The sequence below is a fragment of the Pseudomonas sp. ABa2 genome, assembly GCF_056676075.1.
This window is the reverse complement of sequence record NZ_CM155239.1, coordinates 4,877,565-4,903,024: the sequence shown is the minus strand read 5'-3', so window position 1 is coordinate 4,903,024 and position 25,460 is coordinate 4,877,565. Positions and strand designations below refer to the sequence as shown.

Genomic DNA, 25,460 nt, shown 5'->3' with positions numbered 1-25,460 from the left:
CGGCTCATTCGGCCAGGCGCACCTGGTTGCGGCCGCCGTGCTTGGCCGCGTACAGCGCCTTGTCGGCGCGTTCGCGCAGTTGTTCGGCGTCGCTGTGCACGTCGGTGCCGGCGATGCCGACGCTGAGGGTGCAGGAGAATTCGCCGCCCTCGGCGATAAAGCGCAGCTCGGCGAAGCGCTGGCGGATCTCGTCGAGGATCAGCCTGGCCTGCTCCGGCGGGCAGTCCGGCAGCACCGCGAGGAACTCCTCGCCGCCGTAGCGACCCAGGCTGTCGATGCGCCGCAGGCGCTGGCGCAGCAGGTTGGCCAGGGCGCGGATGACGTTGTCGCCGGCGGCGTGGCCGTGGCTGTCGTTGACCCGCTTGAAGTGGTCGATGTCGAGCATCGCCACGCTGGCGCGGTCGCCGCTGCGCAGCGCGCGCTCCAGTTCGATGGCCACCTGTTCCTTGATGTCGCCGTGCTTGAGCAGGCCGGTCAGGCTGTCGCGGGCCAGGGCGGTGGACAGCAGGCGGGCGCGCTGGGCGCGGGAGAACACCGTGGCGACCAGGGCATGATCGGAGATGGGTTTGCTGACGAAGTCGTCGCCGGCCTTGATCAGCGCGCTCATCTGCTTGGCGATGTCGGTTTCCGCCGACAGGTAGATGATCGGGATGCGCAGCCAGTCGTCGTTGCAGCGGATGATCTGCGCCAGCTCCGGGCCGGTGCAGTCGGGCATGTTGACGTCGAGCAGCACCACCTCGGGGTTGAAGTCGCGCAGGTGGGCGAAGATCTGCGCCGGCTCGCGCAGCACCTCCACCAGCATGCCGGCGCCGCGCAGCACCAGGCTGTAGCGGCTGGCCAGGTCCTGGTCGTCGTCGACGATCAGCACCCGGTAGGGCTCGCCGTGCTGCTGGGCGAAGCAGCGCTCCAGGCGGCTCTCCAGCTGCGGGATGTCCACCGGCTTGGCGAAGAAGCCCAGGGCGCCGGCGCGCACCGCCTGCAGCTGGGTGGCGAAGTCGTCCTGCTGGGTCAGCACCAGCAGCGGCAGCGGCGCGTCCAGGCGCTGCTGCAGGCGCGCGGCGTAGTCCAGGCCGCTGCAGCTTTCCCCGGGCAGGTTGACGTCGACGATCAGCGCGTCCGGCAGGTGCTGCTGCAGGGCGGCGTCGAGGCCGGCGATGGAGTTGAAGTGCTCGGCCTGGTAGCCGAAGTTGTTCAGCGTCAGGCGCATGCTTTCGCCCGCCGCGGCCTCTTCCTCGAGGATGTAGATGTGCCGGCTGCCGCTATCGCTGCGCGGCGCCTTGCGCGCCGGGCGCGGCGCTTCGCCGACGGCGGTCGCGGCCAGCGGCTGGTTGCCCAGTTGCTGCAGCGCCGCGACGAACTCGCCGAGGCCCTGCTGCTGGCGCTGCAGGCGTTCCAGCCAGCGCTCGGCCTGCTGCTCCAGCTCGCGCGCCTGCTGGCCGAGCTGGACGAAGCCGAAGGTGCCGGCGCTGCCGGCCAGGCGGTGCAGCTGCTCGCGCAGGGCTTGCAGCAGGCGCTGGCGTTCGTCGGCGGCGGCGTCGAGCAACTGCCCGGCCTGCTGCGCCAGTTGCGGCAGCTCCTGGCGCAGGCGCTCGGCGAACTGCTGGCCGAGCTGCTGCAGGTGCTGCTGCAGGGCCTGGGGAATGGCATTGCCTTCGTGCTTATCCATGGCGCTGGCTCCAGATCTGGCGCACCTGGGCGGCGAGCTGCATGGGGTCGAAGGGTTTCACTATCACGTCGCGCGCGCCCAGGCTGCGGTAATGCGCCACTTCGCCGGGCTGCACCTTGGCGGTCATGAAGGCCACCGGGATCTCGCCGATGTCGACCAGCGCGCGCAGCCGCTCCAGGGTCTGCGGGCCGTCCATGCCGGGCATCATCACGTCGAGCAGGATGAAGTCGGGGGCGAAGCCCTGTACCTGGTCGAGGGCCTCCTGACCGCTGGCGCAGCTGAGCACCTGGAAGCCACCGACGGCCTCCAGGGCGACCTTGGCCACGGCCTGGATCGACGGGTCGTCCTCGACGTGGAGGATGCGCTTGAGTTCAGTCATGGCCGGTCTCCTTGGCGGGTAGCAGGCGAGTGAGCAGCTGCAGCAAGTGTTGTCCATCGTTGCGCGATTTGGCCAGCGCGGTGCGTACCTTGGCCAGCTGGGCGCCGTCCAGCTCGCTGGCCGAGAGCACCACCACCGGCAGTTGCGGCTGGCTGCGGCGCAGTTCCTCGACCAGCTCCAGACCGTTGCCGTCGGGCAGGCCGAGGTCGAGCAGGACCAGGTCGAAGGGTGGGCCGGCGAGCAGGCGGCGGGCCTGGGCGAGGTTCTCGGCGGCGACGAACTCGGCCAGTTCGCGGCCCTGTTCGGCGACCACCTGGCGCAGGTCGTGGTCGTCCTCGACGTGCAGCACCCGCGGTCTTTCCGGGAGGCCGCGCAGGGCGCGCGCCAGGCTGTCGAGCAGGCGCTGTGGGTCGATCGGCTTGCTCAGCCAGTCCAGCGCCGGCACGCCGCCGCCGAGTGCCAGGCGGCCCTGTTCGCAGGCGGCCGAGACTACCAGGATCGGCAGCTCGCGGTAGCGCGCATCGGCGCGCAGCTCGCGCACCAGCTGCAGGCCGTCGCCGTCCGGCAGCTTGAGGTCGAGGCTGATCGCCGCCGGACGCTCGGCGGCCAGGGCGCGGCGTGCCTCGGCCAGGCTGTGCGCCAGGCGCACGCGGTAGCCGGCATGCTCCAGCAGCTGACGCAGCAGCGCGGCGATGTCCGGTTCGTCCTCGACCACCAGCAGGCCGGGATGCGCGCCATCGGTGGCCGCTGTAGGCGGATCGGCGAGCAGGGCCAGCTCGAACCAGAAGCTGGCACCCTGGCCCTCGACGGAGTCGAAGCCGATCTGCCCGCCCATGCGCTCGATCAGCTCCTTGCTGATCGCCAGGCCGAGGCCGGTACCGCCCTTCTTGCGGCTGTCGCTGGCGTCGGCCTGGGAGAACTTGGCGAAGACGCGCTCGCGGAAGGCCGCGGCGATGCCCGGGCCGCTGTCGCTGACCGCAACCCGTACCCGCGCGCCGCGGCGCTCGGCGTGCAGCAGCACCTCGGCGCCGGGCGGCGAGTACTTCACCGCGTTGGAGAGGAAGTTGGCCAGCACCTGCTGCAGGCGCATGGCGTCGACCCGCACCCGCAGCGGCGGGCACTCGGCCAGGCGCAGCTGCACCTGGTGCTGGGCGGCATAGGCCTGGTTGCTGGCCAGGGCCTCCGCCAGCTGCTCGTCGAGCGCGCAGGGCTGCAGGTCGAACTGCATCTTGCCGGCTTCCAGCTTGTCCATGTCCAGCAGGTCGTTGATCAGGTGGCTGAGGCGCTGGCTGTTGGCCTGGGCGATGCCGAGCATCTGCTGCATGCCCGCCGGCACCGCGCCGAGGGCGCCGCCATTGATCAGGCCGAGCGAGCCGGCGATGGCGGTCAGCGGGGTGCGCAGCTCGTGGCTGACGGTGGAGACGAACTCGCTTTTCAGCCGTTCGATGCGCTTGGCCTCGCTCTGGTCCATGGTGGTACCGGTGATGCGCAGCGGATAGCCGTCGGCACCGCGCTGGATATAGCCGCGCAACAGCACCGGCAGCGGCGTGCCGTCGACGCACAGCAGGCGGCAGTCGATGGTGAAGTAGGTGGCACCCTGGCGCAGCGCCTGCATCAGGCTGGTACGCGCCGCCGCCAGGTCGTCCGGGTGCACCAGGCGCTCCCAGCCCAGCGGGTCGTCGGCGAAGCCAGGCGGGCCCTGTTCGGGGTGGCCGAGCATCTGCCAGCCGCGCGCCGAGGCGAAGAAGCTGCCGGCCTTGAGGTCGATGTCCCACCAGCCGTCGTTGCTGCCCTTGAGCGCCAGGGCCAGGCGTTCCTCGCTCAGGCGCAGCTGCTCGGTGATGCGGTCGGCCAGTTGCTGCACCTGCGCGCGGCGCTGGCTGAGGCTGCTGACCAGGAAGAACAGCAGCAGGCCGATGCAGCCGCCGAGCGCCAGCAGCGAGCTCTCGCCGCGGTGGGCGTCGGCGAGAAAGCCCGGGGCATGGTGAAAGTGCAGGCGCCAGCTTTGGCCGAACAGCTCCAGCTGGCGCTGGGCGGCGGCCGGTGTGCTGGCCGGGGTATCGCCGCGGCTGCTGTAGAGCAGCTCGCCGGCCGCGGCGGCGGGGCTGGCGTAGAGCTCGAAGTCCAGCTCGCGCTGGCGGCCGCCGAGGATGCCGTGCATCAGGTCGTGCACCCGGTAGGGGCTGTAGGCGAAGCCGCGCAGGGCGGCCAGGCGTTGCTCGGGGCTGTCCAGCGGCTGCCCCGGCCAGTACACCGGCACGTACAGCAGCAGGCCCGGCTGCACCCGGCCGTGGGTTTCCTGGACCAGGGTGACGCGCCCGGACAGGCGGCTCTGGCCGCTGCGCGCGGCATCCAGCATGGCGGCCCGGCGCACCGGCTCAGACAGCATGTCGAAGCCGAAGGCGACCAGGTTGCGCCCGGCGAACGGCTCGATATAGCGGATGGCGCTGTACAGCGGGCGCTGGCCGAACGGGCGCACGCGGAAGTTGATAAAGCCCTCGGTGCGCAGCGCGGTTTCGAAGGCGGGCAACTGCTCGGCGCGCAGCACCTGGCTGAAACCCAGGCCCTGGATGCCCGGGTAGCGCTCGCCCAGGCGCAGGCGCTCGGCATAGCGACGCCAATCGTCGCGGCTGACCTCGTCGCTGGTGTCGAGCAAGGCGGCGGCGCCGAGCAGGATGCTTTCCTGATTCTGCATGCGCTGGACTATGGCTTCGCTCAGCTCGTCGGCGAGCAGCTCGAGCTGGCGCGCGGCCGCTTCGCTCTGGCTCTGGCGCAGGTTGTGCCAGGCCAGCAGCGTGGCGCCGAGGGCCAGCGCCAGCACGCCCCAGGCCAGCAGATTGGCGCGGCCGAACAGCTGGCCGAGCAGTTGCAGACGCAGCCCGTTGGCGTTACTCATGGCTGCCCCCAGCCAGCGGCAGGTCGATCCAGAAGGTGCTGCCCTGGCCCGGCGTCGAGTCGAAGCCGATCTGCCCGCCCATGCGTTCGACCAGCTCCTTGCTGATCGCCAGACCGAGGCCGGTGCCGCCCTGCTGGCGGGTGTCGCCGGCATCGGCCTGGGCGAACTTGCTGAAGATGCGCGGCTGGAAGCTCTCGGCGATGCCCTGGCCATGGTCGCGCACGCTGATCCGCACCCAGCCCTGGCGCGGCGCGGCACTCAGCTCCACGCGTTGGCCGGCGGCGGAGAACTTGGCGGCGTTGGCCAGCAGGTTGGCCAGCACCTGCTCCAGGCGCTGGGCATCGGCCAGCACCTGGCAGTCGGCGCCGGGCAGCAGGCGCAGCTGCACCCGATGGTGCTCGGCATAGGGCTGGTTGCTCTGCAGCGCCTGCGCCAGCAGCGCGCGCAGGGCCAGCGGCTGCAGCTCGAGGCGCATCTTGCCGGCGACCAGCTTGTCGATGTCGAGCAAATCGTCGATCAGCTTGCGCAGGCGCTGGCTGTTGCTCTGGGCGATCTCCAGCATCTGCCGCATGGCCTCCGGCACCGCGCCAAGGGCGCCGCCGTTGATCAGGCCGAGCGAGCCGGCGATGGCAGTCAGCGGGGTGCGTAGCTCGTGGCTGACGGTGGAGACGAACTCGTTCTGCAGCTGCTCGCCGCGCTTGCGTTCGCTGATGTCGCTGATGAAGCCGTGCCAGAGGACGTCGCCGCCGGGCAGGCGCTGCGGCGCGGCGCGCCCCTCGACCCACAGCGGGCCGTGCAGCGGGTGCAGCACGCGGTATTCCTGGTGCCAGGTGCTCAGGTCTTGCGCCGAGCGGGCGATGGCCGCGCGCACCTGCGGCGCGTCGTCCGGGTGCAGGCGGGCGAGGGCCGGCGCGGCGTCCTCGGCGACCTCCTCGGGGGCGCAGCCGTAGATATCCAGGATGCCGGCGCTGGCATAGGGAAAGCAGCTGCTGCCGTCGGCGCGCAGCAGGTACTGGTAGACCATCCCCGGCAGCTGCGCGGCGATGCGCTGCAGGCGCAGGCGCGCCTCGTCGCGCTGGCTGAGGTCGTTGGCCACCAGCAGGTAGCCTTGCAGCGCCTGCTCCTCGGCGCGGATCGGCGACAGGTTCAGGCGTACCGGCAGGCTCTGCCCGCCGCGTGTGCGCAGGCGCCCCTCGGCGCTCTGCGGGCCGTTGGCGCAGGCGGCGCAGAGGCGCTCGAACTGGCCGGCCTCGACCAGCAGGCGCGGCATGTGCTGGCCGCTCAGGGCCGCGGCCGAATGCTCCAGCAGCTGCTGCGCCTCGGGGTTGCTGCGCAGCACCCGGCCCTGCGGGTCGAGCACCAGCACCGCGCTGCCGGCGTTGTCCAGCATGGCCTGGTGCATGGCGCTCTGCTCGGCCTGGCGGCGCGCCTGCAGGCGCAGCTCGAACAGCTCGCCGGTGAGTCGCGCCAGGTGCTGCAGCTGCTGGCGCTGGTGCGCATCGAGGTGGCGCGGCTGGCGGTCGATCACGCACAGGGTGCCGAGGGCCAGGCCGTGGCGGTCGTGCAGCGGCATGCCGGCGTAGAAGCGGATATGCGGCGCGGCGGTGACCAGCGGATTGTCGCGAAAGCGCGCATCCTCCAGGGCGTTGTCCACTTCCAGCGGCGCGTCGGCGGCCACGGCATGGGCGCAGAAGGCCAGTTCGCGCGCGGTCTGCTCGGTGTCCAGGCCGACCCGGCTCTTGAACCACTGGCGCTCGGCGTCGATCAGCGAGATCAGCGCGATGGGGGTGGCGCAGATCTGCGCGGCCAGCGCGGTGATGTGGTCGAACAGCGTCTCGGCCGGGGTGTCGAGCAGCTCCAGGGCCTGCAGCGCGGCCAGCCGCTGCTGCTCGTTGTGGGGGATCGGCGCTTGGCTCATGTCTCGCTCCCGGTGATGGGCAGTTCGAACCAGAAGCAGGCGCCCCGGCCTTCGCGCGAGTCGAAGCCGATATGCCCGCCCATGCGTTCGACGATTTCCTTGCAGATTGCCAGGCCCAGGCCGGTGCCGCCCATTTGCCGGGTGTCGCCGGCGTCGGCCTGGGAGAACTTGCTGAAGATGCGCGGCTTGAAGGCGTCGGGGATGCCCGGGCCGTGGTCGGTGACGGCGACTCGCAGCACCTCGGCGTTGCGCTGCAGGCGCACCTCGACCTGGCCGCCCGGCGGCGAGAACTTGGCCGCGTTGGACAGCAGGTTGGCCATCACCTGGGCCAGGCGCTGGGCGTCGACACGCACCGCCGCGTCGCCTTCGACCTGCAGCCGCAGGCGTACCCGGTGCTGGTCGGCGTAGGGCTGGTTGTGCAGCAGCGCCTGCTCCAGCAGTGGTTGCAGCGGCTGCGCCTGCAGCTCGAAGTGCATCTTGCCGGCCACCAGCTTGTCCATGTCGAGCAGGTCGTTGATCAGCTCGCTGAGGCGCTGGCTGTTGCTCTGCGCGATGGTCAGCATCTGCTGCATGGCGTCCGGCACCGCGCCGAGGGCGCCGCCGTTGATCAGGCCGAGCGAGCCGGCGATGGCGGTCAGCGGGGTGCGCAGTTCGTGGCTGACGGTGGAGACGAATTCGTTCTTCATCTGCTCGATGCGCTTGCGCTCGGCAATGTCGCGGATCACCGCGATGAAGCGGCGCTGGCCCTGGTGACTGATCTGCGACACCGCCAGCTCCATGGCGAAGCGCTCGCCGCTGCGCCGCAGACCCTCCAGCTCGCGACTCTGGCCGACCACCCAGGCCTCGTCGGTACGCAGGTAGCGCTGGATGTAACCGTCGTGGGCACTGCGGTAGGGCTCGGGCATCAGCAGGCTGACGTTGCGCCCGGCCACCTCGGCGTGGCGGTAGCCGAAGATGTGTTCGGCGGCGTGGTTGAAGGTCTCGATGCGGCCCGTCTCGTCGATGGTGACGATGGCGTCGATGACGTTGTCGAGCAGGGTGCGCAGGTAGTGCTCGCGCTCGCGCACCGCGCGCTCGGCGGCGACGCGGTCGCTGAAGTCCTGGATCTGCGCGACGAAGTGCACCGGCCGGCCCTCGCCGTCGCGTACCAGCGACACGCTGAGCAGCACCCAGAGCACCTGACCCTGCTTGTCCAGGTAGCGCTTCTCCATCTGGTAGGCGTTGATCCGTCCGGCCAGCAGGTCCTGGGCGTTCTCCAGGTCGGCGTCGAGGTCCTCGGGATGGGTGACGGACTGGTAGGAGGTGGCCAGCAGTTCCTCGCGCGGGTAGCCGAGCATCTGGCACAGCGCGTCGTTGACCTCCAGCCAGCGGCCGTCCGGGGCGACCAGGGCCATGCCCTGCGGCGCGGTGGTGAAGGCGTTGCGAAAGCGCTGCTGGCTCAGGCGCAGCTCGTCCTCGATGGCCTGGCGCTCGCTGATGTCCCAGATGAAGCCGTCGACCCACAGCAGCCGGCCCTGGCTGTCGTACTCGCCGCGGCCCTTCTCGCGCACCCAGACGTTGTGGCCGTCGGCGTGGCGCAGGCGGTAGGTCAGTTCGAAGATTTCCTGGCGCTCGATGGCCTCGCCGGCACGGTAGGTAATGGCCAGGTCGTCGGGGTGGACGATGCTGGAGAAGCTGCGCACGCGGTTGTCGATGAAGTCGCTGGGCGGGTAGCCGCTGAGGCTGAGGATCTCCTCGCTGACGTAGCGCATGCTCCAGTCGGCGTCGTTGGCGCAGCGGTAGACCACCCCGGGCAGGTTGGCGACCAGGCCGCGGAAGCGGCTCTCGCTCTTCTGCAGCGCGCGGGTGGCCTGCTGCAGTTCGCCGATGTCGCTGGCGATGCCGAGGAAGCCGGTGATCTGGCCGTTGCCGTCGAACATGGCGCTGACGGTCAGGTTGACCGGGCGCAGGCTGCCGTCCTGGCAGCGGTAGGTCCATTGGCGGGTTTCCGGCTCGCCGCCGCGGGGGTTGTGCACGAACACCTCGAAACCTTCGACGGGGCGGCCGGCCTGCGCGCTCAGTTCGGCGGCGCGCGCCTGCATCTCCTCGGCGAGGTGGAACACCGCCGGGGTCTGCTTGCCGATCATCTCTGCGGCGCTATAGCCGAGCAGGCGTTCGGCGCCGGAATTGAACAGGTTGATGCGGCCCTGCGGATCGGTGGCGATGATCGACACCCCGGTGGCCGAGTCGAGCAGCGCCTGCAGGTAGGCGCGCGCCTCGCGCACCGCCGCCTGCTGGTGCCGCATCAGGCGCTGGGTGCTGCGCTTGGTGGTGCGCAGCAGCACCAGCAGCAGGGCCTCGGCGCCGCACCAGGCGAGCAGCCACTTGACCACCAGCCAGCGCTTGTCGCTGCGGTGCAGGTCGAACTGCTCGCTGACGTCGCGCCACACCAGGGCCACGGCCTGCGGCGCGGCGGTCGGGTCGTGCCGCTGGCGGTAGCTGGTCAGGGCGATCTGGTTGAGCAGGTAGTGGCGTTCGCCGTCGGCCAGCAGGCGCACCGCATCGCCGGCGGCCGGCGACGGCAGCGCCTGCTGGCGTTGCCAGGTCCGCACCTGCGGCCGCGATGCGCCCATCAGCCGCCAGCGCTGCGGGTCGCGGGCCAGGCCGCGCAGCTCCTCGCCGCTGTCGGTGCCCAGCAGCAGGTCTTCGCGCAGCAGCAGGGCGACGCCGCTGCCGAGGTCGCGGTCGAGTTGGGCGAGGTCGTCGAGCACGCCCATGGCCACCTCGATGGCGCCGACCTGCAGCGGTGTGCCGGCGCCCTCGACCAGCAGCGGGGCGATGGCGCGCATGCCGATGCTGCCGCGGCTCAGGCCCAGGCCGGCCTGGCTGGTGGCGCTGCGCAGCGCTTCCAGCACCATCGGCCGCCAGCCGATCTGCAGGTCGCCGAAATGTTCGGGTTCGTGTACCCGCAGCAGCACCTTGATGTCCGGCGCCAGGTGCACGTAGAGGCGAAACGTCTGGTGCGCCTGCAGGTTGCGCCAGCGCGGCGCCAGGCGGGTGTAGAGCTGGCTGCGGATGCTGGCCAGGGCGTCCAGCTCGTTGGCCGGCAGGGCGTGGGCCTGGCGCACCAGTTCCACCACCCAGGCGTCGGCGGCGATGGTTTCGGCGAGCAGCTGGGCGCGCTCCTGCAGGCCGTGCTGGGTGCTGTGCAGGGCCATGCGCTCGACTTCCGCCTGCTTGTTCATCTGCAGTTGCCAGAGGGTCTCGCGCTCGTCCAGCGCCTGGCGCCCGAGAAAGGCGAAGAACAGCGCCAGGCACAGGCTGCCGCCGATCACTACCCAGTGGCTGGCATTCCAGCGGCTGGCGTCCCAGTGGCGGAGCAGGGCCGGACGTCTCATCCGCTCGCCTCAGGCCAGCCCGGCGAGGCGGCGCAGGCGTTGCAGTTCCTGGTCGTCGGCGCCCTGCAGTTCGGCGCTGGCCAGGCGCATCAGGATCGGCTCGCGGCGGGTGTTGCCGGGCGCCAGGCCGTAGCAGGCGCCGATCAGCTCGCGCAGCGCTATGGGCAGGCGCCAGTGCGCCTTGAGCCGGTTGGCCAGCTCGCCGCTGTGCTGGCGCAGCGCCTGCTGCAGCTGTTCGTCGCTCAGCGCCAGGTCGCGTTGGCGCCACAGTTGCGCTTGCTGCAGCACGGCCAGCTCACCCATGCGCTGCAGCAGGGCGGCGCTCTGCAGCGGCGCCGGGTCGAGGCGGCAGGCGCCGGCCAGTTCGCCGACGCGCTGGTGCAGGTGCAGCAGCGCCTGCACCTGGGCCTGGCCGAGGGCCTGGAGCGCGGCGTCCTGCAGGCGCGCCGCCGGGCGCAGCGCCAGGCCCTGGATCAGGTTCAGCGCGGTGGCCGCACCCAGGCGCTGGACGGCTTCTGGCAGGCTGATACAGGGCTGCCCGGCGCTGTTGTAGACGGTGCTGTTGGCCGCGGCGATCAGCCGCGCCTGCACCGCCGGGTCCTGCTGCCAGTGCTCGCCGAGCTGCTGCAGGCTGCTCGGCGCGCCTGCGGTGCCATGCAGCTGCTGGTACAGCTCGTCGCGCAGCGGCAGGTCGAGGGCCTCGGCCGGCAGCTCGCCGAGGTGGCGAACGAAGTCGTCGTCGCTGTGTGACGCCGCCGGCGCGGCGTCGTCGGCGGGCAGCAGGCGCTGCAGGCAGTCGAGCACCTTGGGCACCTGGAACGGCTTGCTGATAAAGGCGCTGATGCCCAGCGGACGCACTTCCAGCACGCTGTCGCGGTCGGCGCGCGAGGTCACCATCAGCAGTGGCACCGCGCGGTCGCTGCGGCGCACCGCCTCGAGCAGACGGGTGCCGCTGCCGTCGGGCAGGTTCCAGTCGCAGATCACCAGTTGCGCCGCCTCCTGCTGCCAGGCGGCGAGGGCGTCGGCGACCCGCGTGCGGCAGTCGACCCGCGCCCCCGGGCGCAGGCTGAGGACGATCTGCTTGAGCAGGTCGGCGATCCAGGGATCGTCTTCGAGGATCAGCACGCGCATGTTCAGTCTCCCGTGCTGGCCCGCTCAGCCTGGGTGGCTTCGGGCACGCCGATGGGCTGGCTGGGCACCGGCTGCGGACGGCCGAAATGGTAGCCCTGGCCGTAGTGGCAGCCGAGTTCGCGGAGGAAATCGGCCTGTGCGGCCTGTTCGATGCCTTCGGCCAGCACCTTGATCCCCAGGCTGTGGCCGAGGGCGATCACCGCGCGGGCGATGGCGGCGTCCTCGGCGTCGTCGGGCAGGCCGCGGACGAAGCTCTGGTCGAGCTTGAGCTTGTCCACCGGCAGGCGCTTGAGGCGCGCCAGCGAGCTGTAGCCGGTGCCGAAGTCGTCGATGGCCAGGCGCACGCCGAGCCCGCGCAGGCGGGTGAGCAGCAGCAGGGCGGCGTCGGGGTCTTCCATGATCGCGCTCTCGGTCACTTCCAGCTCCAGTTGCGCCGGCGCCAGGCCGGTGTCGGCCAGCACCTGGGCGACGTGCTGCTCCAGCTCGCCGCGGCCGAACAGGCGGCTGGAGACGTTCACCGCGACGAAGTGCAGCGCGCTGCCGGCGGCGTGCCAGCGCACCATCTGGCGGCAGGCCTGTTCCAGCACCCAGGCGTCGATGGCGCCGATCAGGCCGTTGTCCTCGGCGATCGGGATGAACTCGGCGGGCGACACCAGGCCGCGCTGCGGGTGCTGCCAGCGCACCAGCGCCTCCATGCCGACCGCGCTGCCGTCCTGCAAATCGTGCAGCGGCTGGTAGTAGACGCGCAGCTCCTGGTTGTCGAGGGCGTGGCGCAGGCTGCTGGCCAGCTCCACGCGCTGGCGGGCGTAGTCGGTCAGCTCCTGGACGTAGAAGGCGTAGCCCTCGCGGCCGCTGCTTTTGGCCTTGAACAGCGCCGAGTCGGCGTTGCGCAGCACCTGTTCGACGCTGGCGGCGTCGTCCGGGAACAGGCTGATGCCGATGCTGGCGCCGATGTACAGCTCGTGGCCGTGCAGGCGGAACGGCGCATCCAGGCTGCGCAGCAGGCGCTGCGCCAGCTCGGCGGCCTGGGGCGCCTCGGCGCAGTGCTCGCAGAGCAGGCCGAACTCGTCGCCACCCAGGCGCGCCAGGGTGCTGGCCGCCGGCACCGCTGCCAGCAGGCGCTCGCCGACCTCCTTGAGCAGCAGGTCGCCGACGTTATGGCCGAGGCTTTCGTTGATGTGCTTGAAGTGGTCCAGGTCGATCAGCAGCACCGCGCCGCGCAGCTGTTCGCCGGCGCTGCGCTCCAGGGCATGGGCGACCCGCTCGGTGAACAGCAGGCGGTTGGGCAGGTTGCTCAGCGGGTCGTGGTGGGCCAGGTAGTCCAGCTCGCGCTGCGAGCGCTTGAGCGCGGTGATGTCGGAAAACACCGCGACGTAGTGGCTGATGCGCCCCTGCTCGTCGTGGATGACGCGGATGCACTGCCACTGCGGGTAGATCTCGCCGCTCTTGCGCCGGTTCCACACCTCGCCGCTCCAGGCGCCGCGGCTGTGCAGGGCGTGCCACAGACTGTGGTAGAAGGCCGCGTCGTGACGGCCGGACTTGAGCAGGCTGGGTTGCTGGCCGAGGATTTCCTCGGCGCTATAGCCGGTGATGCGGCTGAACGCCGGGTTGACGTGGACGATGCGCTGCTCGGGGTCGGTGACCAGCACGCCTTCCTGGGTGGCGTCGAACACCGCGGCGGCCTGGCGCAGGCTGTCCTCGTCGGCGCGGCGCTGGGTGATGTCGCTGGCCACGCCGATGAAGCGCTGCGGCTGACCTGCCTCGTCGCGCAGCAGGCGGCCGCGCGAGTGCAGCCAGCGGTAGCTGCCGTCGGCGTGGCGCATGCGGTAGATGTTCTCGTACTGCGCGCCGCTCATTTCCGCGTCGAGCGCCTGCAGCGCGCGTTCGCGATCCTCCGGGTGCAGGCGCGCGACCCAGGCCTCGCGGGTATCGCCGAGGGCCTGCGGGGTGAGGCCGAGTAGGGCGGCGTAGCCGTCGGAGAAGAACACCCGCTGGCTGGCGAAGTCCCAGTCCCACAGGCCGTCGCAGGTGGCGTCCAGGGCCAGGCGCAGGCGTTCCTCGTTGTCCGCCAGCTGCAGCCGCGCGCGCCGATGGTGCCGGGCGTGGCGCTGCAGCACCAGGTACAGCAGGGCGCCGGTGAGGGCGACGAACAGCAGGCCCTTGAGCGACTGCAGGCGGTCCTGCTGGGCCGCGGACAGGCCGAGGGCGGCCAGCAGCTGGTCGCTGAGGAGAATCCACGAGGCGGCGAGCAGCAGATAGCCCAGGGTCAGGCGCAAGGCGGCGGTGTCGATACGCATGGGCAAGCGGCTACGCTCCCTGTAAATGCTGGGCAGTATAGATGTCCTGGAGGCTGAAACATTCTTATCTAAAAGACCAACTGGTTTTCTGCCTTGGGTCAGGGATAATGCGCCCAGGCTCGTCCTTGTAGGACAGGCCGCGTTCCCCTTTCAAGAGGCAACAGTGTCCATGTGGTACAACGGTTTACTCGACCTGTCGGTCTGGCAGCTGGTGGCTGCGACCCTGCTGATGACGCACGTGACCATCGTCAGCGTCACCGTCTATCTGCACCGCTACTCCGCGCACCGTGCACTGGAACTGCACCCGGCGCTCAAGCATTTCTTCCGCTTCTGGCTGTGGCTGACCACCGGCCAGAACACCCGCGAGTGGACCGCCATCCACCGCAAGCACCACGCCAAGTGCGAAACCGTCGACGACCCCCACAGCCCGGTGGTCAAGGGCCTGGGCACCGTGCTGCGCAAGGGCGCCGAACTCTACCAGGAGGAGGCGAAGAACCAGGAAACCCTGCGCATCTACGGCAAGAACTGCCCGGATGACTGGATCGAGCGCAACGTTTATAGCCGCTATCCGATTGGCGGCGTGACGCTGATGGCGATCATCGACCTGGCCCTGTTCGGCGTGCTCGGCATCACCGTCTGGGCGATCCAGATGATGTGGATTCCGGTGTGGGCCGCCGGCGTCATCAACGGCCTCGGCCATGCCGTCGGCTACCGCAACTTCGAGTGCCGCGACGCCGCCACCAACCTGGTGCCCTGGGGCATCCTGATCGGCGGCGAGGAGCTGCACAACAACCACCACACCTACCCCAACAGCGCCAAGCTGTCGGTGAAGAAGTGGGAATTCGACATGGGCTGGGCCTGGATCAAGCTGTTCAGCTTCCTCGGCCTGGCCCAGGTGCAGCGCGTCGCGCCCATCGCCCACCGGGTCGAGGGCAAGCGCAGCCTGGACATGGACACCGCCATGGCCATCCTCAACAACCGCTTCCAGATCATGGCGCAGTACCGCAAGCTGGTGATCGCGCCGCTGGTCAAGCAGGAAGTGGCCAAGGCCGACGAGTCGGTGCGCCACCTGTTCCGCCGCGCCAAGCGCCTGCTGTCGCGCGAGCCGAGCCTGTTGGAAGAGCAGCACCAGGCACGCATCAGCGAGCTGCTGGCGCAGAGCCAGGCGCTCAAGGTGATCTACGAGAAGCGCCTGGCGCTGCAGCAGATCTGGGTCAAGACCAGCAGCAACGGCCACGACATGCTCGAGGCGATGAAGCAGTGGGTGCACGAGGCCGAGGCCAGCGGCATCCAGTCGCTGCGCGAGTTCGCCGAGCAACTCAAGACCTACTCGCTGCGCCCTGCCGCAACCGCTGCCTGATCGCCGCGCGTTTCCTGCAAAGGCCCGCCGAACGGCGGGCCTTTGTGTTTGTCCAACAGCTCGCACTATGCTCATTGCAATGCTGATGCGAGGGATTGGATGGCCGCTGTAATGGACGATCAAGGCAACGCCGTTTCCGAGTTGGAAGAACTGACCCTAGCCCTGCTGCACAGCCGGGCCGAGGTGGAGCGCCTGCGCGAGCGCGAGCAGCTGTTCAGCAGCCTGCTGGGCAGCGTCAACGCCGCGCTCTGGGCGTTCGACTGGGACGCACAACGGGTGATCTACGTCAGCCCGGCCTACGAGCGCATCTTCGGCCGCTCCGCCGCGCTGCTGCTGGCCGATTACGGCGAGTGGCGCAACAGCATCTACCCCGACGATGTGGAGTACGCCGCGGAAAGCCTGGCCAAGGTGCTGGAAACCGGTGCGGTGGAGTTTCGCGAGTACCGCATCATCCGCGCCGACGGCCAGCTGCGCTGGCTCAGCGACAAGTGCTTCGTCAGCCCGCGGCCCGGCTCGGCTCAGGGCAAGGTGATAGTCGGTATCGCCGAGGACATCACTGAGAAGAAACGCCTGGAGGGCGAGCTGCATCGCCTGGCCACCACCGATGTGCTGACCCAGAGCAGCAACCGCCGGCATTTCTTCGAGTGCGCCCGCCGCGAGTTCGAGCATGCGCGGCAGTACGGCAGCCCGCTGGCCTTCCTCCTGCTCGACCTCGACGACTTCAAGAAGATCAACGACCAGTACGGTCACCAGCTCGGCGACCAGGTGCTGCAGCGCCTGGCCCAGTGCGGTGCCAACGCGCTGCGCCGCGGCGACCTGTTCGGCCGCATCGGCGGCGAGGAATTCGCCGCCCTGTTCCCCGGCTGCGAGCCGGATATCGCCCTGCAGGTGGCCGAGCGTCTGCAGCGCGAGGTGCAGCGCCTGAACTTCCAGCACGATGGCGCAAGCTTCGGCATCACCGTCAGCCAGGGGCTGACCAGCCTGCGCGCCGTCGACGCCAACCTGGAGGCGCTGTACGCCCGTGCCGACGCGGCCATGTACCTGGCCAAGCGCCAGGGCAAGAACCAGATCGTGCTGGGTTGAGGCGTTGGCGATTTTCCGCCTGAGCGGCGCGTCGCATAAGCGGAAAATTGCCGGTCGCGTAGCGTAATAGAGCGGTAACGCCCCTGCAAAAAAGCGCCAACCCCTCGTTCTAGAGGCGTTGCACGGCGCTCTGGAAGAGCTGGCACGCTATCTGCCTGAACTCACGTCAAGATGCTGGCCCGGATGCCGGCGCACAATAACAACGACGCGAGAGCCCTCCCATGAGTCGTCCTGCCCGTTCCCGTCCGTTCGCCCCGTTGCGTCCGCCGTTGTCCCGTTCTTCCTGAGTTTGCCACGCACCCGCGCCAGCGAGGGCCCTGCCGTGCCCGCGCGCGCCTGCGTTCGCCTGATTCGTCCCGAGCCTGCCTCTTCGTGCCGAAGTCGGTGTTCGGGCGATGCGTCACCTTAAACACACTGGAGAGAAACATAATGAGAAAGACCTCCCTGGCACTGGCCGTAGCCGCCAGCACCCTGGGCCTGAGCCAAGTGGCCTCTGCCGATTTGATCGGCGACACCAAGGTCAGCCTGGAAGCCCGCAATTTCTACTTCAATCGTGATTTCCGTCAGGGGCACAACGATACGCCAACCCCCACTCGTTCCAAGTCCGAAGAGTGGGCCCAGGGCTTTATCCTGCGCATGAACTCCGGCTTCACCGAGGGCACCGTGGGCTTCGGCGCCGACGCCATCGGCATGTTCGGCTTCAAGCTGGATTCCGGCGACGGCACCGCCGGCAGCGGTCTGCTGGTCCCGGATCGTTCCTCGGGTGGTTCGCAGGACAACTACTCGGATCTGGCCGTCGCCGCCAAGGCCAAGATCTCCAACAGCACCCTGCGTGTCGGCCAGATGCAGTTCAAGAACGCCGCCATCGCCTCCAGCGACGCCCGCCTGCTGCCGCAGGTGTTCGAAGCCGGTCACCTGGTATCCCAGGAAATCGACGGCCTGATGCTGGAAGCCGCGCACGTGCGCGAGGTGAACCATCGTGACTCCGGCGACTACGAAGATATCGCCATCACCAGCGGCGGCCGTCGCGGCATCGCCACTTCTGGCGGCGCCACCGCCAATTCGTTCGACTTTATCGGCGGCACCTACAAGCTGACCAACGACCTGACCGCCGGTTACTACTATTCCAACCTGGACGAGCTGTACAAGCAGCACTCCTTCAACGCCGTGCACGTGCTGCCGCTGGGCGACAAGCAGAGCCTGAAGACCGACGTCCGCTATGCCCGTTCCACCGACGACGGCAACCGCAGCAACGTCGACAACAATGCCTTCGGCGCCATGGTCACCTACGGCCTGGACGGCCACGCCTTCGGCCTGGGCTACCAGAAGATGAGCGGCGACACCGGCTTCGCCTACATCAACGGTACCGACCCGTTCCTGGTCAACTACGTGCAGATCAGCGACTTCGCCAACAAGGACGAGAAGTCCTGGCAGGCGCGCTATGACTTCAACTTTGCCTCCATCGGCATCCCGGGCCTGACCTTCATGACCCGCTACCTGACCGGCGACAACGTCGACCGCGGTGCTGGCGTATCCGAAGGCCGCGAGTGGGAGCGCAACACCGAGCTGATGTACGTGTTCCAGGAAGGCGCGCTGAAGAACCTCGGCGTACGCTGGCGCAATGCGAGTGTGCGTTCGAACTTCGCCAACGACATCGACGAGAACCGTCTGATCGTCAGCTACACCCTGCCGCTGATGTAATCAGCCGACGGAGGTTCGACAGGCTCATCAGGCCTGTCGTCCCGAGCGCGATAAGAAAAATGCCCGCATCCTTCCGGATGCGGGCATTTTTTATGCGCGCGTTGGGCTTAGCGGGCGTCGCTGGCCTCGAGCGGGCCGGCCGAGGCGGCGAGAATGGCGCTGGCCAGTTCCATATCGTCGGCGCCCTGCAGCTCGGGGTTTTCACTGCGCAGCCGCTGCAGCGCCGCCTCCAGGTGCGGGCCGCGTATCTCGCCGGCGCTGGCGACGAAGCTGCTGGCGTCTTCCTCGGCGGCGACGACCAGCTTCTTGTCCTTGAAGGTCAGGTAGGTGGAGGCGGTGGTCGCCCCGGAGGAAAGGATGTCGCGCAGCAGGCTGTCGGCTGCGGCGGTTTGGGCGATCAGGCAGGCGGCCAATGCCAGGGCTGCTCGGCTCGATACACGCATGGGGTGGTACTCCTGTGGGTTTACTCACCTGATAGGAGTACCGGTGGCTGCCCCGGGTTCCACCTGAGCGATGGTTGGTCGCCATGGAGCCAGACGGGCGCGGGATCACGCAGACACAATTTTCCGCAGCGCCCGAGCCCCACTAGAGTCCGGCTTTCCACCGTTCACGGATAGCGACGGCAGGCTCACGTAGGGTGCGCGCGACGCACCCTACGAACTGGAGTCGCCGAAGCGATAGTTCTGAGAGCACGCCAGACCCTGACTCATATATCGCGTTCGACCCGCAGAATCACACCATCCTGGGCCACCACCTTGACCGAGCTGCCGGCCGGCAGGTCGGGGCCGCTGACCAGCCACAGGCTGTCGCCGGCCTTGATCTTGCCGCGGCCGCCGACTATCGCCTCGTGCAGGGCGAAACGCCGGCCGAGCAGTTCGCTGCCGCGCTGGTTCAGCCCCGGCTGGTCGCTGGGGCGCGTGGCGCTGCGCTGGCGGCGCCACCAGAGCACGGCGGTGAGGATCGCCAGCAGGCCGAACAGGAAGAATTGCCAGACCCAGGGCAGCTCCGGAAACAGGTAGGTGAGCACGCCGACGCAGGCGGCGGCCAGGCCGATCCACAGCAGGTAGCCGCCGGCGCCGAAGACTTCGAGGATCAGTAGGACGGTGGCCAGTGCCAGCCAGTCCCAGAACGACAGGTGTTGCAGGTAATAGATCATGACGTCAGCCCTGCTTCTCGCCTGGGCCGCCGGCACCGAAAGTGGCCTTGACGATTTCGCCGATGCCGCCGACCGCGCCGATCACCTGGCTGGCCTCCAGCGGCATCAGCACCACCTTGCTGTTGTCGGCCGCCGCCAGCTGGCCGAGCGCTTCGATGTACTTCTGCGCGACGAAGTAGTTGACCGCCTGCACGTTGCCGCTGGCGATGGCCTGGGACACCACGCGGGTCGCCTCGGCTTCGGCCTGGGCCGCCCGTTCGCGCGCCTCGGCCTCGAGGAAGGCGGCCTGGCGTTCGCCCTCGGCACGCAGGATCTCGGCCTGCTTGTGGCCTTCGGCGGTGAGGATGGCGGCCGAGCGCGAGCCCTCGGCCTCGAGGATCTGCGCGCGCTTGAGGCGTTCGGCCTTCATCTGGCTGGCCATGGCTTCGACCAGGTCGGCGGGCGGGCTGATGTCCTTGATCTCGATGCGGGTAATCTTGATGCCCCAGGGCGCGGTGGCTTCGTCGACCGTCTTGAGCAGACGTTCGTTGATCGCGTCGCGCTGGCTGAGCATGGCGTCCAGCTCCATGGAGCCGAGCACGGTGCGGATATTGGTCATCACCAGGTTGCGGATGGCGTGCTCCAGGTTGTTCACCTCGTAGGCGGCCTGGGCGGCGTTGATCACCTGGAAGAAGCACACCGCGTCGATCTGCACTATGGCGTTGTCGGCGCTGATCACTTCCTGCGGCGGGATGTCCAGCACGCTTTCCATGACGTTGAGCCTGCGGCCGATGCGGTCCATCACCGGCACTATGATGTTGAGCCCGGGCTTGAGCGTGGTGGTGTAGCGGCCGAAGCGCTCCACCGTCCACTCCGAGCCCTGCGGCACCACCTTGAAGCCCATGTAGACGATGGCCAGAGCCAGGCCGACGAACAGCAGCAGGACGCCACCGATTTCCATAAAGCGATCTCCCTCTTGCGTGCGTGCAGTTGACCGTCGCGACGTGACGAACGGCCTTGTCGGCATCTAAGCATAGCCGCTGGCCAATTGCCGCCGACCCCTTCTCACTGCCTGGCGGCGATGGCGCGCTGCATATCGGGCTGAGATGCAGCGCTCAGGCCTTGCGCGCGGGCCAGGGCGGCGATCAGCTGGGCGTCGCGGGCATAGATGTCGGGGGCGTAGCGCAGGGTGCCGTCGCTGCGCGCCTCCACCGTCCAGTAGGCGATCAGCAGCGGCACCGGCTGCTGCAGGCGGTATTCCTGGGTCTTGCCGCTGGCGATGCGCTGCTGCACCGGCTCCAGCTCCTGCGGCCGGAGCAGCCAGGCCAGCAGGGTGCCCACTGCCTCGACGCGCACGCAGCCGGAGCTGAACACCCGCGGCGACTTGTCGAACAGGCGCTGGCTGGGGGTGTCGTGCAGGTACACCGCGAAGGGGTTGGCGAAGCGCAGCGCCACCCGGCCCAGCGGGTTGCGCGTGCCGGCGGCCTGGCGCAGGACGATGGCGCCGGGGTTGTCCCAGTCCACCAGCTCCGGGTCGAGCGGCTGGCCGTCGCGATCGAGCACGCTGAGCTCCTGCTGGGCGAGGTAGGCGAGATCGTCGCGGATCGCCGGCAGCTTGTCCTCGCGCAGGATGGTCGGCGGCACCGTCCAGGTGGGGTTGAGCGTCAGACGCTGGATGCGCGAGGCCAGCAGCGGCGTTTCGCGACCGGCGCGGCCGACCTGGGTGCGGGTGCGCCACAGCACCCGTTGCTGGCGCAGCACCAGCAGCTCGGCGGCAGCGACGTTGATCAGCACCTCGGTCGCGGCCAGGTCGTCGGCCAGCCAGCGCAGGCGCTCCAGGTTGATGCGCAGCTGGGCGCGGCGCATCGGCGCGGCGACGTTCAGTTCGGCCAGGCTGGCCGGGCCGAGGATGCCATCGGGATTCAGCCCGTGGTCGTCCTGGAAGGCCTGCAGGGCCAGCACCGTGGCCGGGTCGAAGGCTTCGCCGGCAACCGTCGTCACGCTCAGGTAGCCCTCGGCGCGCAGGCGTTCGCGCAGCGCCGGCACCCGTGCATCGCGGCGCTGCGCCTTGAGCAGCGGGCCGTCGGCCAGGGGTTGCCAGTCGGCCAGCGGCCGCTGGCGCAATTCGGCGTAGGCGGCGCGCAGGCGGCGGTAGGCGATGCCGGCCGGGCGCGCCGCGGCGAAGGCCTCGGCCGGTGCCTGCAGGTGCAGCAGGGCGAGCGACAGGGTGGCCAGGCGCAGGTCCGGCAGCGGGTTGGCGGGCGAATGCCACAGGCTTTCCTGGCGCGGCGGTGGCAGGCGCCCGCGCCGCAGATGGAGTAGCGCCTGCAGGTAGCTGTGGCTGTGCAGCAGCTCGCTGCACGGGCCGTCGTACGCGGGCAGGGCGTATTCGTCGGGCTCCAGGCCGTCGTCGGCGAGGGCGGCAAGCTGCGCCGCGAGCTGCTGGCGTCGGCTGGCGTCGGCCCAGGCCGGCTGGTTCTCGCGCTGGGCGTAGAAGTCGCGCAGTTGCTGGCGCGCGTTATCGTCTAGATTTGTCGGTAAGGGTGCGCAGTGCTGCGGCAGCTGCTCCAGCAACGGGCGCAGGTCGGCGCTGGCGGCGGCATCCGTGGTGGCGACCAGTGGCAGGGTGAGCAGCAGGCCGCTCAGGTAAGATGCACGTTTTTTGAACAACATACTGCTCCAGTCCTTGGCTCAGAAAAGGCGCCACCCGGGTCGGCGCCGCGCGTCCAGTATAGGCGGGCCGCCATGGGATTCAGCGACAGGACGTCCCGGAGTCTGTGCGCAGAGGTGATTACGCAGATGTTTGGACGTATCGGCCGGTGCTGGTTGGCGGGTTTGTGGTTGCTCGGTGCGCCGCTGTGGGCGAGCGCGGCGCAGGATGGGCTGTTCGCCGAGCTGGCGCGGCAGGCTCCCGGGCTCGAGCCGCAGGCGCTGCGCCATGCCCTGGCGGCCATGCAGTGCGCGGTCAACCATGGGGCCGGCGATGCCCGGCGCCTGGCGGTGATCGACTATTCGCGGCCGTCGACCGAGCGCCGCCTGTGGATCTTCGACCTGCAACGCAAGCGCCTGCTGCTGCGCGACTTCGTCGCCCATGGCCGGCGCTCCGGGGAGAACTTCGCCGAGGCCTTCTCCAACGACCTGGGCAGCCACCAGACCAGCCTCGGCCTGTTCCGCACCGCCGAGAGCTACCGCGGCAAGCACGGCTATTCGCTGCGCATGGACGGCCTGGAGCCCGGCCTCAACGACCTGGCGCGCGAACGTGCGATCGTCATCCACGGCGCCGACTACGTGAACCCGCGCTGGGTGCAGCGGCATGGCCGCATCGGCCGCAGCCTGGGTTGTCCGGCGGTGCGCCGCGAGGTGGCGCGGCTGGTGGTCGATCAGCTCAAGGGCGGCCAGTTCCTCTTCGCCTGGCATTCCGACCCGAGCTGGCTGGCGGGCTCGGCCTACCTGGCGTGCAAGCCGCAGCAGATGGCGGCATTGAGCCGCGCTGGCGAGGGGTAGGTTGGCGCTGAGCGCAGCGAAGCCCAACGGGGAGTGCGCAGCACTCCGCCCGGCGTCCGTAAGGCGTCCTCACGCGCCGATGCCCGGTCTGGTGCCGTCGTCGCGCCGACCATCGCCTGTTGGGCTTCGTCGCAGGCTCCTCAGCCCAACCTACACAGTCAGCCGAGCGTTGCGCCCCGGATGCGTCACTTCTGCTCGCTCTGCGGGGTCACCCGCAGCACTTCCTCGATGGTGGTCAGGCCGGCGGCGACCTTCTGCGCGCCGGACAGGCGCAGGCTGCGCATGCCTTCCTTGAACGCCGCGCGGCGCAGGGCGACGAGGTCGGTGTCGGCGGTGATCAGCGGCTTGATCGCATCGCTCAGCAGCATGATCTCGTACACCCCGGCGCGGCCGCGGTAGCCGGTGTCGCGGCATTCCAGGCAGCCCACGGCCTGCTGCGCGCCGGTCGGCAGCGGCGCGCTCCAGGGTTTGGTCAGGCTCTGCCAGCCGTCCTCGTCCAGTTGCAGCGGCGCCTTGCAGTGCGGGCACAGGGTGCGCACCAGGCGCTGGGCCATGACGCCGAGGATGGTGGCCTTGAGCAGGTAGTGCGGCACGCCCAGTTCGAGCAGGCGGGTGATGGCGCTCGGCGCGTCGTTGGTATGCAGGGTCGACAGCACCAGGTGGCCGGTGAGCGCCGCCTGGATCGCCATTTCCGCGGTCTCCAGGTCGCGGATCTCGCCGACCATGATGATGTCCGGGTCCTGGCGCATCAGCGCGCGCACGCCGCTGGCGAAGGTCAGGTCGATATTGTGCTGCACCTGCATCTGGTTGAAGGCGCCCTCGATCATCTCGATCGGGTCCTCGATGGTGCAGACGTTGACCTCGGCGGTGGCCAGCTGCTTGAGCGTGGTGTACAGCGTGGTGGTCTTGCCCGAGCCGGTCGGCCCGGTGACCAGGATGATGCCGTTGGGCTGGCGGGTCATGCTCTCCCAGCGGCGCAGGTCGTCGGCGGAGAAACCCAGCTGGTCCGGGCTCTTCAGCAGCACCTCGGGGTCGAAGATACGCATCACCATCTTCTCGCCGAAGGCGGTGGGCAGGGTCGACAGGCGCAGCTCCACCTCGCCGCCGTCCGGGGTCTTGGTCTTGACCCGGCCGTCCTGCGGCTTGCGTTTCTCCGCCACGTTCATCCGGCCCAGGGACTTGAGGCGGCTGACCACCGCCATGGTCACCTGCGGCGGGAACTGGTAGACGGTGTGCAGCACGCCGTCGATGCGAAAGCGCACGCTGCCCTGTTCGCGGCGCGGCTCGATATGGATATCGCTGGCACGCTGCTGGAAGGCGTACTGGAACAGCCAGTCGACGATATTGACGATATGCGCGTCGTTGGCGTCCGGCTCCTGGTCCTGGGCGCCGAGGCTGAGCAGTTGCTCGAAGTTGCCGACGCCGCTGATCTTCTGATCCACCGAGGTGGCGCCGCTGACCGAGCGGGCCAGGCGGTAGAACTCCACGGTAAAGCGCTGGATGTCCGCCGGGTTGGCCACCACCCGCTTGATCGGGCGCTTGAGCACGTGCACCAGGTTGGCTTCCCAGCTGTGCACCAGCGGCTGGCTGCTGGCGATGGTCACGCTCTCGGCATCCACCGCCACGGCGAGAATCTTGTGCCGTTGGGCGAAGGCGTAGGACATCAGTGGGGTGATGGCGGCGACATCGATCTTCAGCGGGTCGATGCGCAGGTAGGGCTGGCCGGCGAACTGCGCCAGCCAGACGGTGAGGCTCTCCAGGTCGAGCTTCTTGCCCGGGCGGCTGAGGTCGTCGACCTGCTGCGCGGCGAGAAACTCCAGCGGGTGCTGCTGGTGGTTCAGCGAACTGCGGCGAATCGCCAGGCACTGCTCGGCCGCGTCCTGATCGACCCGGCCCTGGGCGACCAGCTCGCGCAGCAGGTCGCCGAGATCCAGTACGCGGTCTTGGGCGGTGGTGGCGAAGGCGGACATGCGGGCTCCTCGGTGGTTCGGCCTGAACAAGCGTAGCCGCTAGGATGCCCGAAAAGCGCGGACGGGGCTAAGGCCCCGGCGTGACCCATTACCCAGTGCGCAGCGCCGCCTGCTCCGGGCTGTGATCCAGCTGCCGCCAGTCGACCTGCCAGACGCACACCAGGCCGCGCAGTTTCTCCGCCAGCACCCCGGCGCGATGCAGCGACAGGCCGTGCAGCTGCAGCCGCACCTGCAGGTCGCCGTCCTGGCGCAGCACCTGCAGCTGTTGCGGCAGCAGCTGCAACTGGGCGAACAGGCCGAGCAGGCGACACAGCACGTCGGCCTCGGCCTCGGTGCGCAGGTGGTATTCGACGGCCGACTCGGGGCGATCCTGCCAGGGATCGCGGCGGCTGTGCGGAGCGGGGAAGGGCGTGGCGTCGGGCATGGCGGCATCTCGCGGTGGATTTGCTCCAGTTTCGCCCTTCGCGCGGCAAAAGTTCTGCCTGGTTTTCTGTGAAAACCCGAGTTTTGTGGATAGTCTTGCCGTTGACTGCCGTTATCGAGGAATTTTTATGTCCGTCGTCCTGGATGTTTACGACCAGCGCATTCTCGCCCTGCTGCAGGAGGACGCCGGCCTCTCCACCGCCGAGATCGCCGAGCGCGTCGGCCTGTCGCAATCGCCCTGCTGGCGGCGCATCCAGCGGCTCAAGGAGGAGGGGGTGATCCGCCGCCAGGTGACCCTGCTCGAGCGCAAGAAGGTCGGCCTGCACACCCAGGTGTTCGCCCAGGTCAAGCTCAACGCCCACGGCCGCTCCAACCTCACCGAGTTCGCCGAGGCCATGCGCGAGTTTCCCGAGGTGCTGGAGTGTCACGTACTGATGGGCGCGGTGGACTTCATGCTGCGCATCGTCACCCGCGACATCGAGGCCTACGAGCGCTTCTTCTTCGAGAAGCTGTCGCTGGTGCCGGGCATCCAGGAGGTCAACTCCATCGTCGCCCTGTCGGAGATCAAGTCCACCACCAGCTTGCCGTTGGCTTAGGCGGTGCTGCGCGGCCGCCTAATC

At 69.2% G+C, this 25,460-nt stretch carries 18 protein-coding genes; 5 read left to right on the top strand and 13 right to left on the bottom strand.

The features are described 5' to 3' along the window. Positions 1–4: 4 nt before the first annotated feature. Genes AC1G9C_RS23580 through dibA form a run of 7 tightly spaced genes read right to left on the bottom strand, consistent with a single transcriptional unit; the run spans position 5 to position 13,664 of the window. Positions 5–1,666 carry a diguanylate cyclase gene (locus AC1G9C_RS23580; RefSeq protein WP_480408958.1) on the bottom strand — a complete coding sequence of 554 codons (1,662 nt, stop codon included), beginning with the start codon at positions 1,664–1,666 and terminating at the stop codon, positions 5–7. Then, positions 1,659–2,045 carry a response regulator gene (locus tag AC1G9C_RS23575; protein ID WP_021445650.1) on the bottom strand — a complete coding sequence of 129 codons (387 nt, stop codon included), beginning with the start codon at positions 2,043–2,045 and terminating at the stop codon, positions 1,659–1,661. Before AC1G9C_RS23575 ends, AC1G9C_RS23580 begins: the two co-directional genes overlap by 8 nt. Continuing rightward, positions 2,038–4,941 carry a CHASE domain-containing protein gene (locus AC1G9C_RS23570; protein WP_480408957.1) on the bottom strand — a complete coding sequence of 968 codons (2,904 nt, stop codon included), beginning with the start codon at positions 4,939–4,941 and terminating at the stop codon, positions 2,038–2,040. The genes AC1G9C_RS23575 and AC1G9C_RS23570 overlap by 8 nt, the downstream gene beginning before the upstream one ends. Continuing rightward, on the bottom strand, positions 4,934–6,859 hold the full coding sequence (locus AC1G9C_RS23565) for an ATP-binding protein (protein WP_122109295.1): 1,926 nt from the start codon (positions 6,857–6,859) through the stop codon (positions 4,934–4,936). Before AC1G9C_RS23565 ends, AC1G9C_RS23570 begins: the two co-directional genes overlap by 8 nt. Then, on the bottom strand, positions 6,856–10,236 hold the full coding sequence (locus AC1G9C_RS23560; protein WP_480408956.1) for a PAS domain S-box protein: 3,381 nt from the start codon (positions 10,234–10,236) through the stop codon (positions 6,856–6,858). The genes AC1G9C_RS23565 and AC1G9C_RS23560 overlap by 4 nt, the downstream gene beginning before the upstream one ends. A gap of 9 nt (positions 10,237–10,245) precedes the next feature. Continuing rightward, complete coding sequence (locus AC1G9C_RS23555) at positions 10,246–11,367, bottom strand: response regulator (RefSeq protein ID WP_480408955.1); 1,122 nt, start codon at positions 11,365–11,367, stop codon at positions 10,246–10,248. A 2-nt stretch (positions 11,368–11,369) separates the two neighbouring features. After that, a complete protein-coding gene (gene dibA, locus AC1G9C_RS23550; RefSeq protein ID WP_480410437.1) occupies positions 11,370–13,664 on the bottom strand; it encodes a phosphodiesterase DibA in 2,295 nt (764 codons plus the stop codon). 169 nt (positions 13,665–13,833) lie between these two features. Between dibA and desA the strand changes: the two genes are divergently transcribed. From desA to AC1G9C_RS23535, 3 genes are all read left to right on the top strand, one after another. Next, entirely contained in the window at positions 13,834–15,024 is a 1,191-nt protein-coding gene (gene desA / locus AC1G9C_RS23545) for a delta-9 fatty acid desaturase DesA (RefSeq protein WP_021443335.1), read from the top strand. Positions 15,025–15,135: 111 nt separating this feature from the next. Continuing rightward, positions 15,136–16,107, top strand: coding sequence for a GGDEF domain-containing protein (locus AC1G9C_RS23540; RefSeq protein ID WP_480408954.1), 972 nt, complete (start codon positions 15,136–15,138; stop codon positions 16,105–16,107). Between the two features lie 429 nt (positions 16,108–16,536). Beyond that, positions 16,537–17,808, top strand: coding sequence for an OprD family porin (locus AC1G9C_RS23535; protein WP_480408953.1), 1,272 nt, complete (start codon positions 16,537–16,539; stop codon positions 17,806–17,808). 107 nt (positions 17,809–17,915) lie between these two features. Here AC1G9C_RS23535 and AC1G9C_RS23530 read toward each other — a convergent pair whose 3' ends face one another. The 4 genes from AC1G9C_RS23530 to AC1G9C_RS23515 form a co-directional block, all read right to left on the bottom strand. Next, positions 17,916–18,251 carry a DUF2388 domain-containing protein gene (locus AC1G9C_RS23530; RefSeq protein ID WP_031302941.1) on the bottom strand — a complete coding sequence of 112 codons (336 nt, stop codon included), beginning with the start codon at positions 18,249–18,251 and terminating at the stop codon, positions 17,916–17,918. Positions 18,252–18,514: 263 nt separating this feature from the next. Further along, the gene (locus tag AC1G9C_RS23525; RefSeq protein WP_480408952.1) at positions 18,515–18,964 is read right to left on the bottom strand and encodes an NfeD family protein; all 450 of its coding nucleotides are present in this window, start codon (positions 18,962–18,964) and stop codon (positions 18,515–18,517) included. 4 nt (positions 18,965–18,968) lie between these two features. Then, positions 18,969–19,904 (bottom strand): SPFH domain-containing protein, encoded by a 936-nt coding sequence (locus AC1G9C_RS23520; RefSeq protein WP_021444759.1) that lies wholly within the window; start codon positions 19,902–19,904, stop codon positions 18,969–18,971. 104 nt (positions 19,905–20,008) lie between these two features. After that, entirely contained in the window at positions 20,009–21,613 is a 1,605-nt protein-coding gene (locus AC1G9C_RS23515; RefSeq protein ID WP_480410436.1) for a L,D-transpeptidase family protein, read from the bottom strand. Between the two features lie 129 nt (positions 21,614–21,742). Here AC1G9C_RS23515 and AC1G9C_RS23510 point away from each other — a divergent pair, with 129 nt between their 5' ends. Then, on the top strand, positions 21,743–22,447 hold the full coding sequence (locus AC1G9C_RS23510; RefSeq protein ID WP_480408951.1) for a murein L,D-transpeptidase catalytic domain family protein: 705 nt from the start codon (positions 21,743–21,745) through the stop codon (positions 22,445–22,447). Between the two features lie 185 nt (positions 22,448–22,632). On the opposite strand, the gene tfpB is transcribed toward AC1G9C_RS23510, so the two are convergent. Both tfpB and AC1G9C_RS23500 read right to left on the bottom strand, forming a co-directional pair. Next, the gene (gene tfpB, locus AC1G9C_RS23505; RefSeq protein ID WP_480408950.1) at positions 22,633–24,417 is read right to left on the bottom strand and encodes a type IV pilus assembly ATPase TfpB; all 1,785 of its coding nucleotides are present in this window, start codon (positions 24,415–24,417) and stop codon (positions 22,633–22,635) included. A gap of 88 nt (positions 24,418–24,505) precedes the next feature. Beyond that, positions 24,506–24,841 (bottom strand): hypothetical protein, encoded by a 336-nt coding sequence (locus AC1G9C_RS23500; protein ID WP_480408949.1) that lies wholly within the window; start codon positions 24,839–24,841, stop codon positions 24,506–24,508. Between the two features lie 127 nt (positions 24,842–24,968). Here AC1G9C_RS23500 and AC1G9C_RS23495 point away from each other — a divergent pair, with 127 nt between their 5' ends. After that, the gene (locus AC1G9C_RS23495) at positions 24,969–25,436 is read left to right on the top strand and encodes an Lrp/AsnC family transcriptional regulator (RefSeq protein ID WP_480408948.1); all 468 of its coding nucleotides are present in this window, start codon (positions 24,969–24,971) and stop codon (positions 25,434–25,436) included. Positions 25,437–25,460: the final 24 nt, after the last annotated feature.

What these genes read in the sequence shown, in the direction of transcription:
- AC1G9C_RS23500 (WP_480408949.1), bottom strand. Translation starts at nt 24,841, where the DNA reads ATGCCCGACGCCACGCCCTTCCCCGCTCCGCACAGCCGCCGCGATCCC.
- AC1G9C_RS23510 (WP_480408951.1), top strand. Translation starts at nt 21,743, where the DNA reads ATGTTTGGACGTATCGGCCGGTGCTGGTTGGCGGGTTTGTGGTTGCTC.
- AC1G9C_RS23530 (WP_031302941.1), bottom strand. Translation starts at nt 18,251, where the DNA reads ATGCGTGTATCGAGCCGAGCAGCCCTGGCATTGGCCGCCTGCCTGATC.
- desA (WP_021443335.1), top strand. Translation starts at nt 13,834, where the DNA reads ATGTGGTACAACGGTTTACTCGACCTGTCGGTCTGGCAGCTGGTGGCT.
- AC1G9C_RS23520 (WP_021444759.1), bottom strand. Translation starts at nt 19,904, where the DNA reads ATGGAAATCGGTGGCGTCCTGCTGCTGTTCGTCGGCCTGGCTCTGGCC.
- AC1G9C_RS23560 (WP_480408956.1), bottom strand. Translation starts at nt 10,236, where the DNA reads ATGAGACGTCCGGCCCTGCTCCGCCACTGGGACGCCAGCCGCTGGAAT.
- AC1G9C_RS23570 (WP_480408957.1), bottom strand. Translation starts at nt 4,941, where the DNA reads ATGAGTAACGCCAACGGGCTGCGTCTGCAACTGCTCGGCCAGCTGTTC.
- AC1G9C_RS23525 (WP_480408952.1), bottom strand. Translation starts at nt 18,964, where the DNA reads ATGATCTATTACCTGCAACACCTGTCGTTCTGGGACTGGCTGGCACTG.
- AC1G9C_RS23565 (WP_122109295.1), bottom strand. Translation starts at nt 6,859, where the DNA reads ATGAGCCAAGCGCCGATCCCCCACAACGAGCAGCAGCGGCTGGCCGCG.
- dibA (WP_480410437.1), bottom strand. Translation starts at nt 13,664, where the DNA reads ATGCGTATCGACACCGCCGCCTTGCGCCTGACCCTGGGCTATCTGCTG.
- AC1G9C_RS23580 (WP_480408958.1), bottom strand. Translation starts at nt 1,666, where the DNA reads ATGGATAAGCACGAAGGCAATGCCATTCCCCAGGCCCTGCAGCAGCAC.
- tfpB (WP_480408950.1), bottom strand. Translation starts at nt 24,417, where the DNA reads ATGTCCGCCTTCGCCACCACCGCCCAAGACCGCGTACTGGATCTCGGC.
- AC1G9C_RS23535 (WP_480408953.1), top strand. Translation starts at nt 16,537, where the DNA reads ATGAGAAAGACCTCCCTGGCACTGGCCGTAGCCGCCAGCACCCTGGGC.
- AC1G9C_RS23575 (WP_021445650.1), bottom strand. Translation starts at nt 2,045, where the DNA reads ATGACTGAACTCAAGCGCATCCTCCACGTCGAGGACGACCCGTCGATC.
- AC1G9C_RS23540 (WP_480408954.1), top strand. Translation starts at nt 15,136, where the DNA reads ATGGACGATCAAGGCAACGCCGTTTCCGAGTTGGAAGAACTGACCCTA.
- AC1G9C_RS23495 (WP_480408948.1), top strand. Translation starts at nt 24,969, where the DNA reads ATGTCCGTCGTCCTGGATGTTTACGACCAGCGCATTCTCGCCCTGCTG.
- AC1G9C_RS23555 (WP_480408955.1), bottom strand. Translation starts at nt 11,367, where the DNA reads ATGCGCGTGCTGATCCTCGAAGACGATCCCTGGATCGCCGACCTGCTC.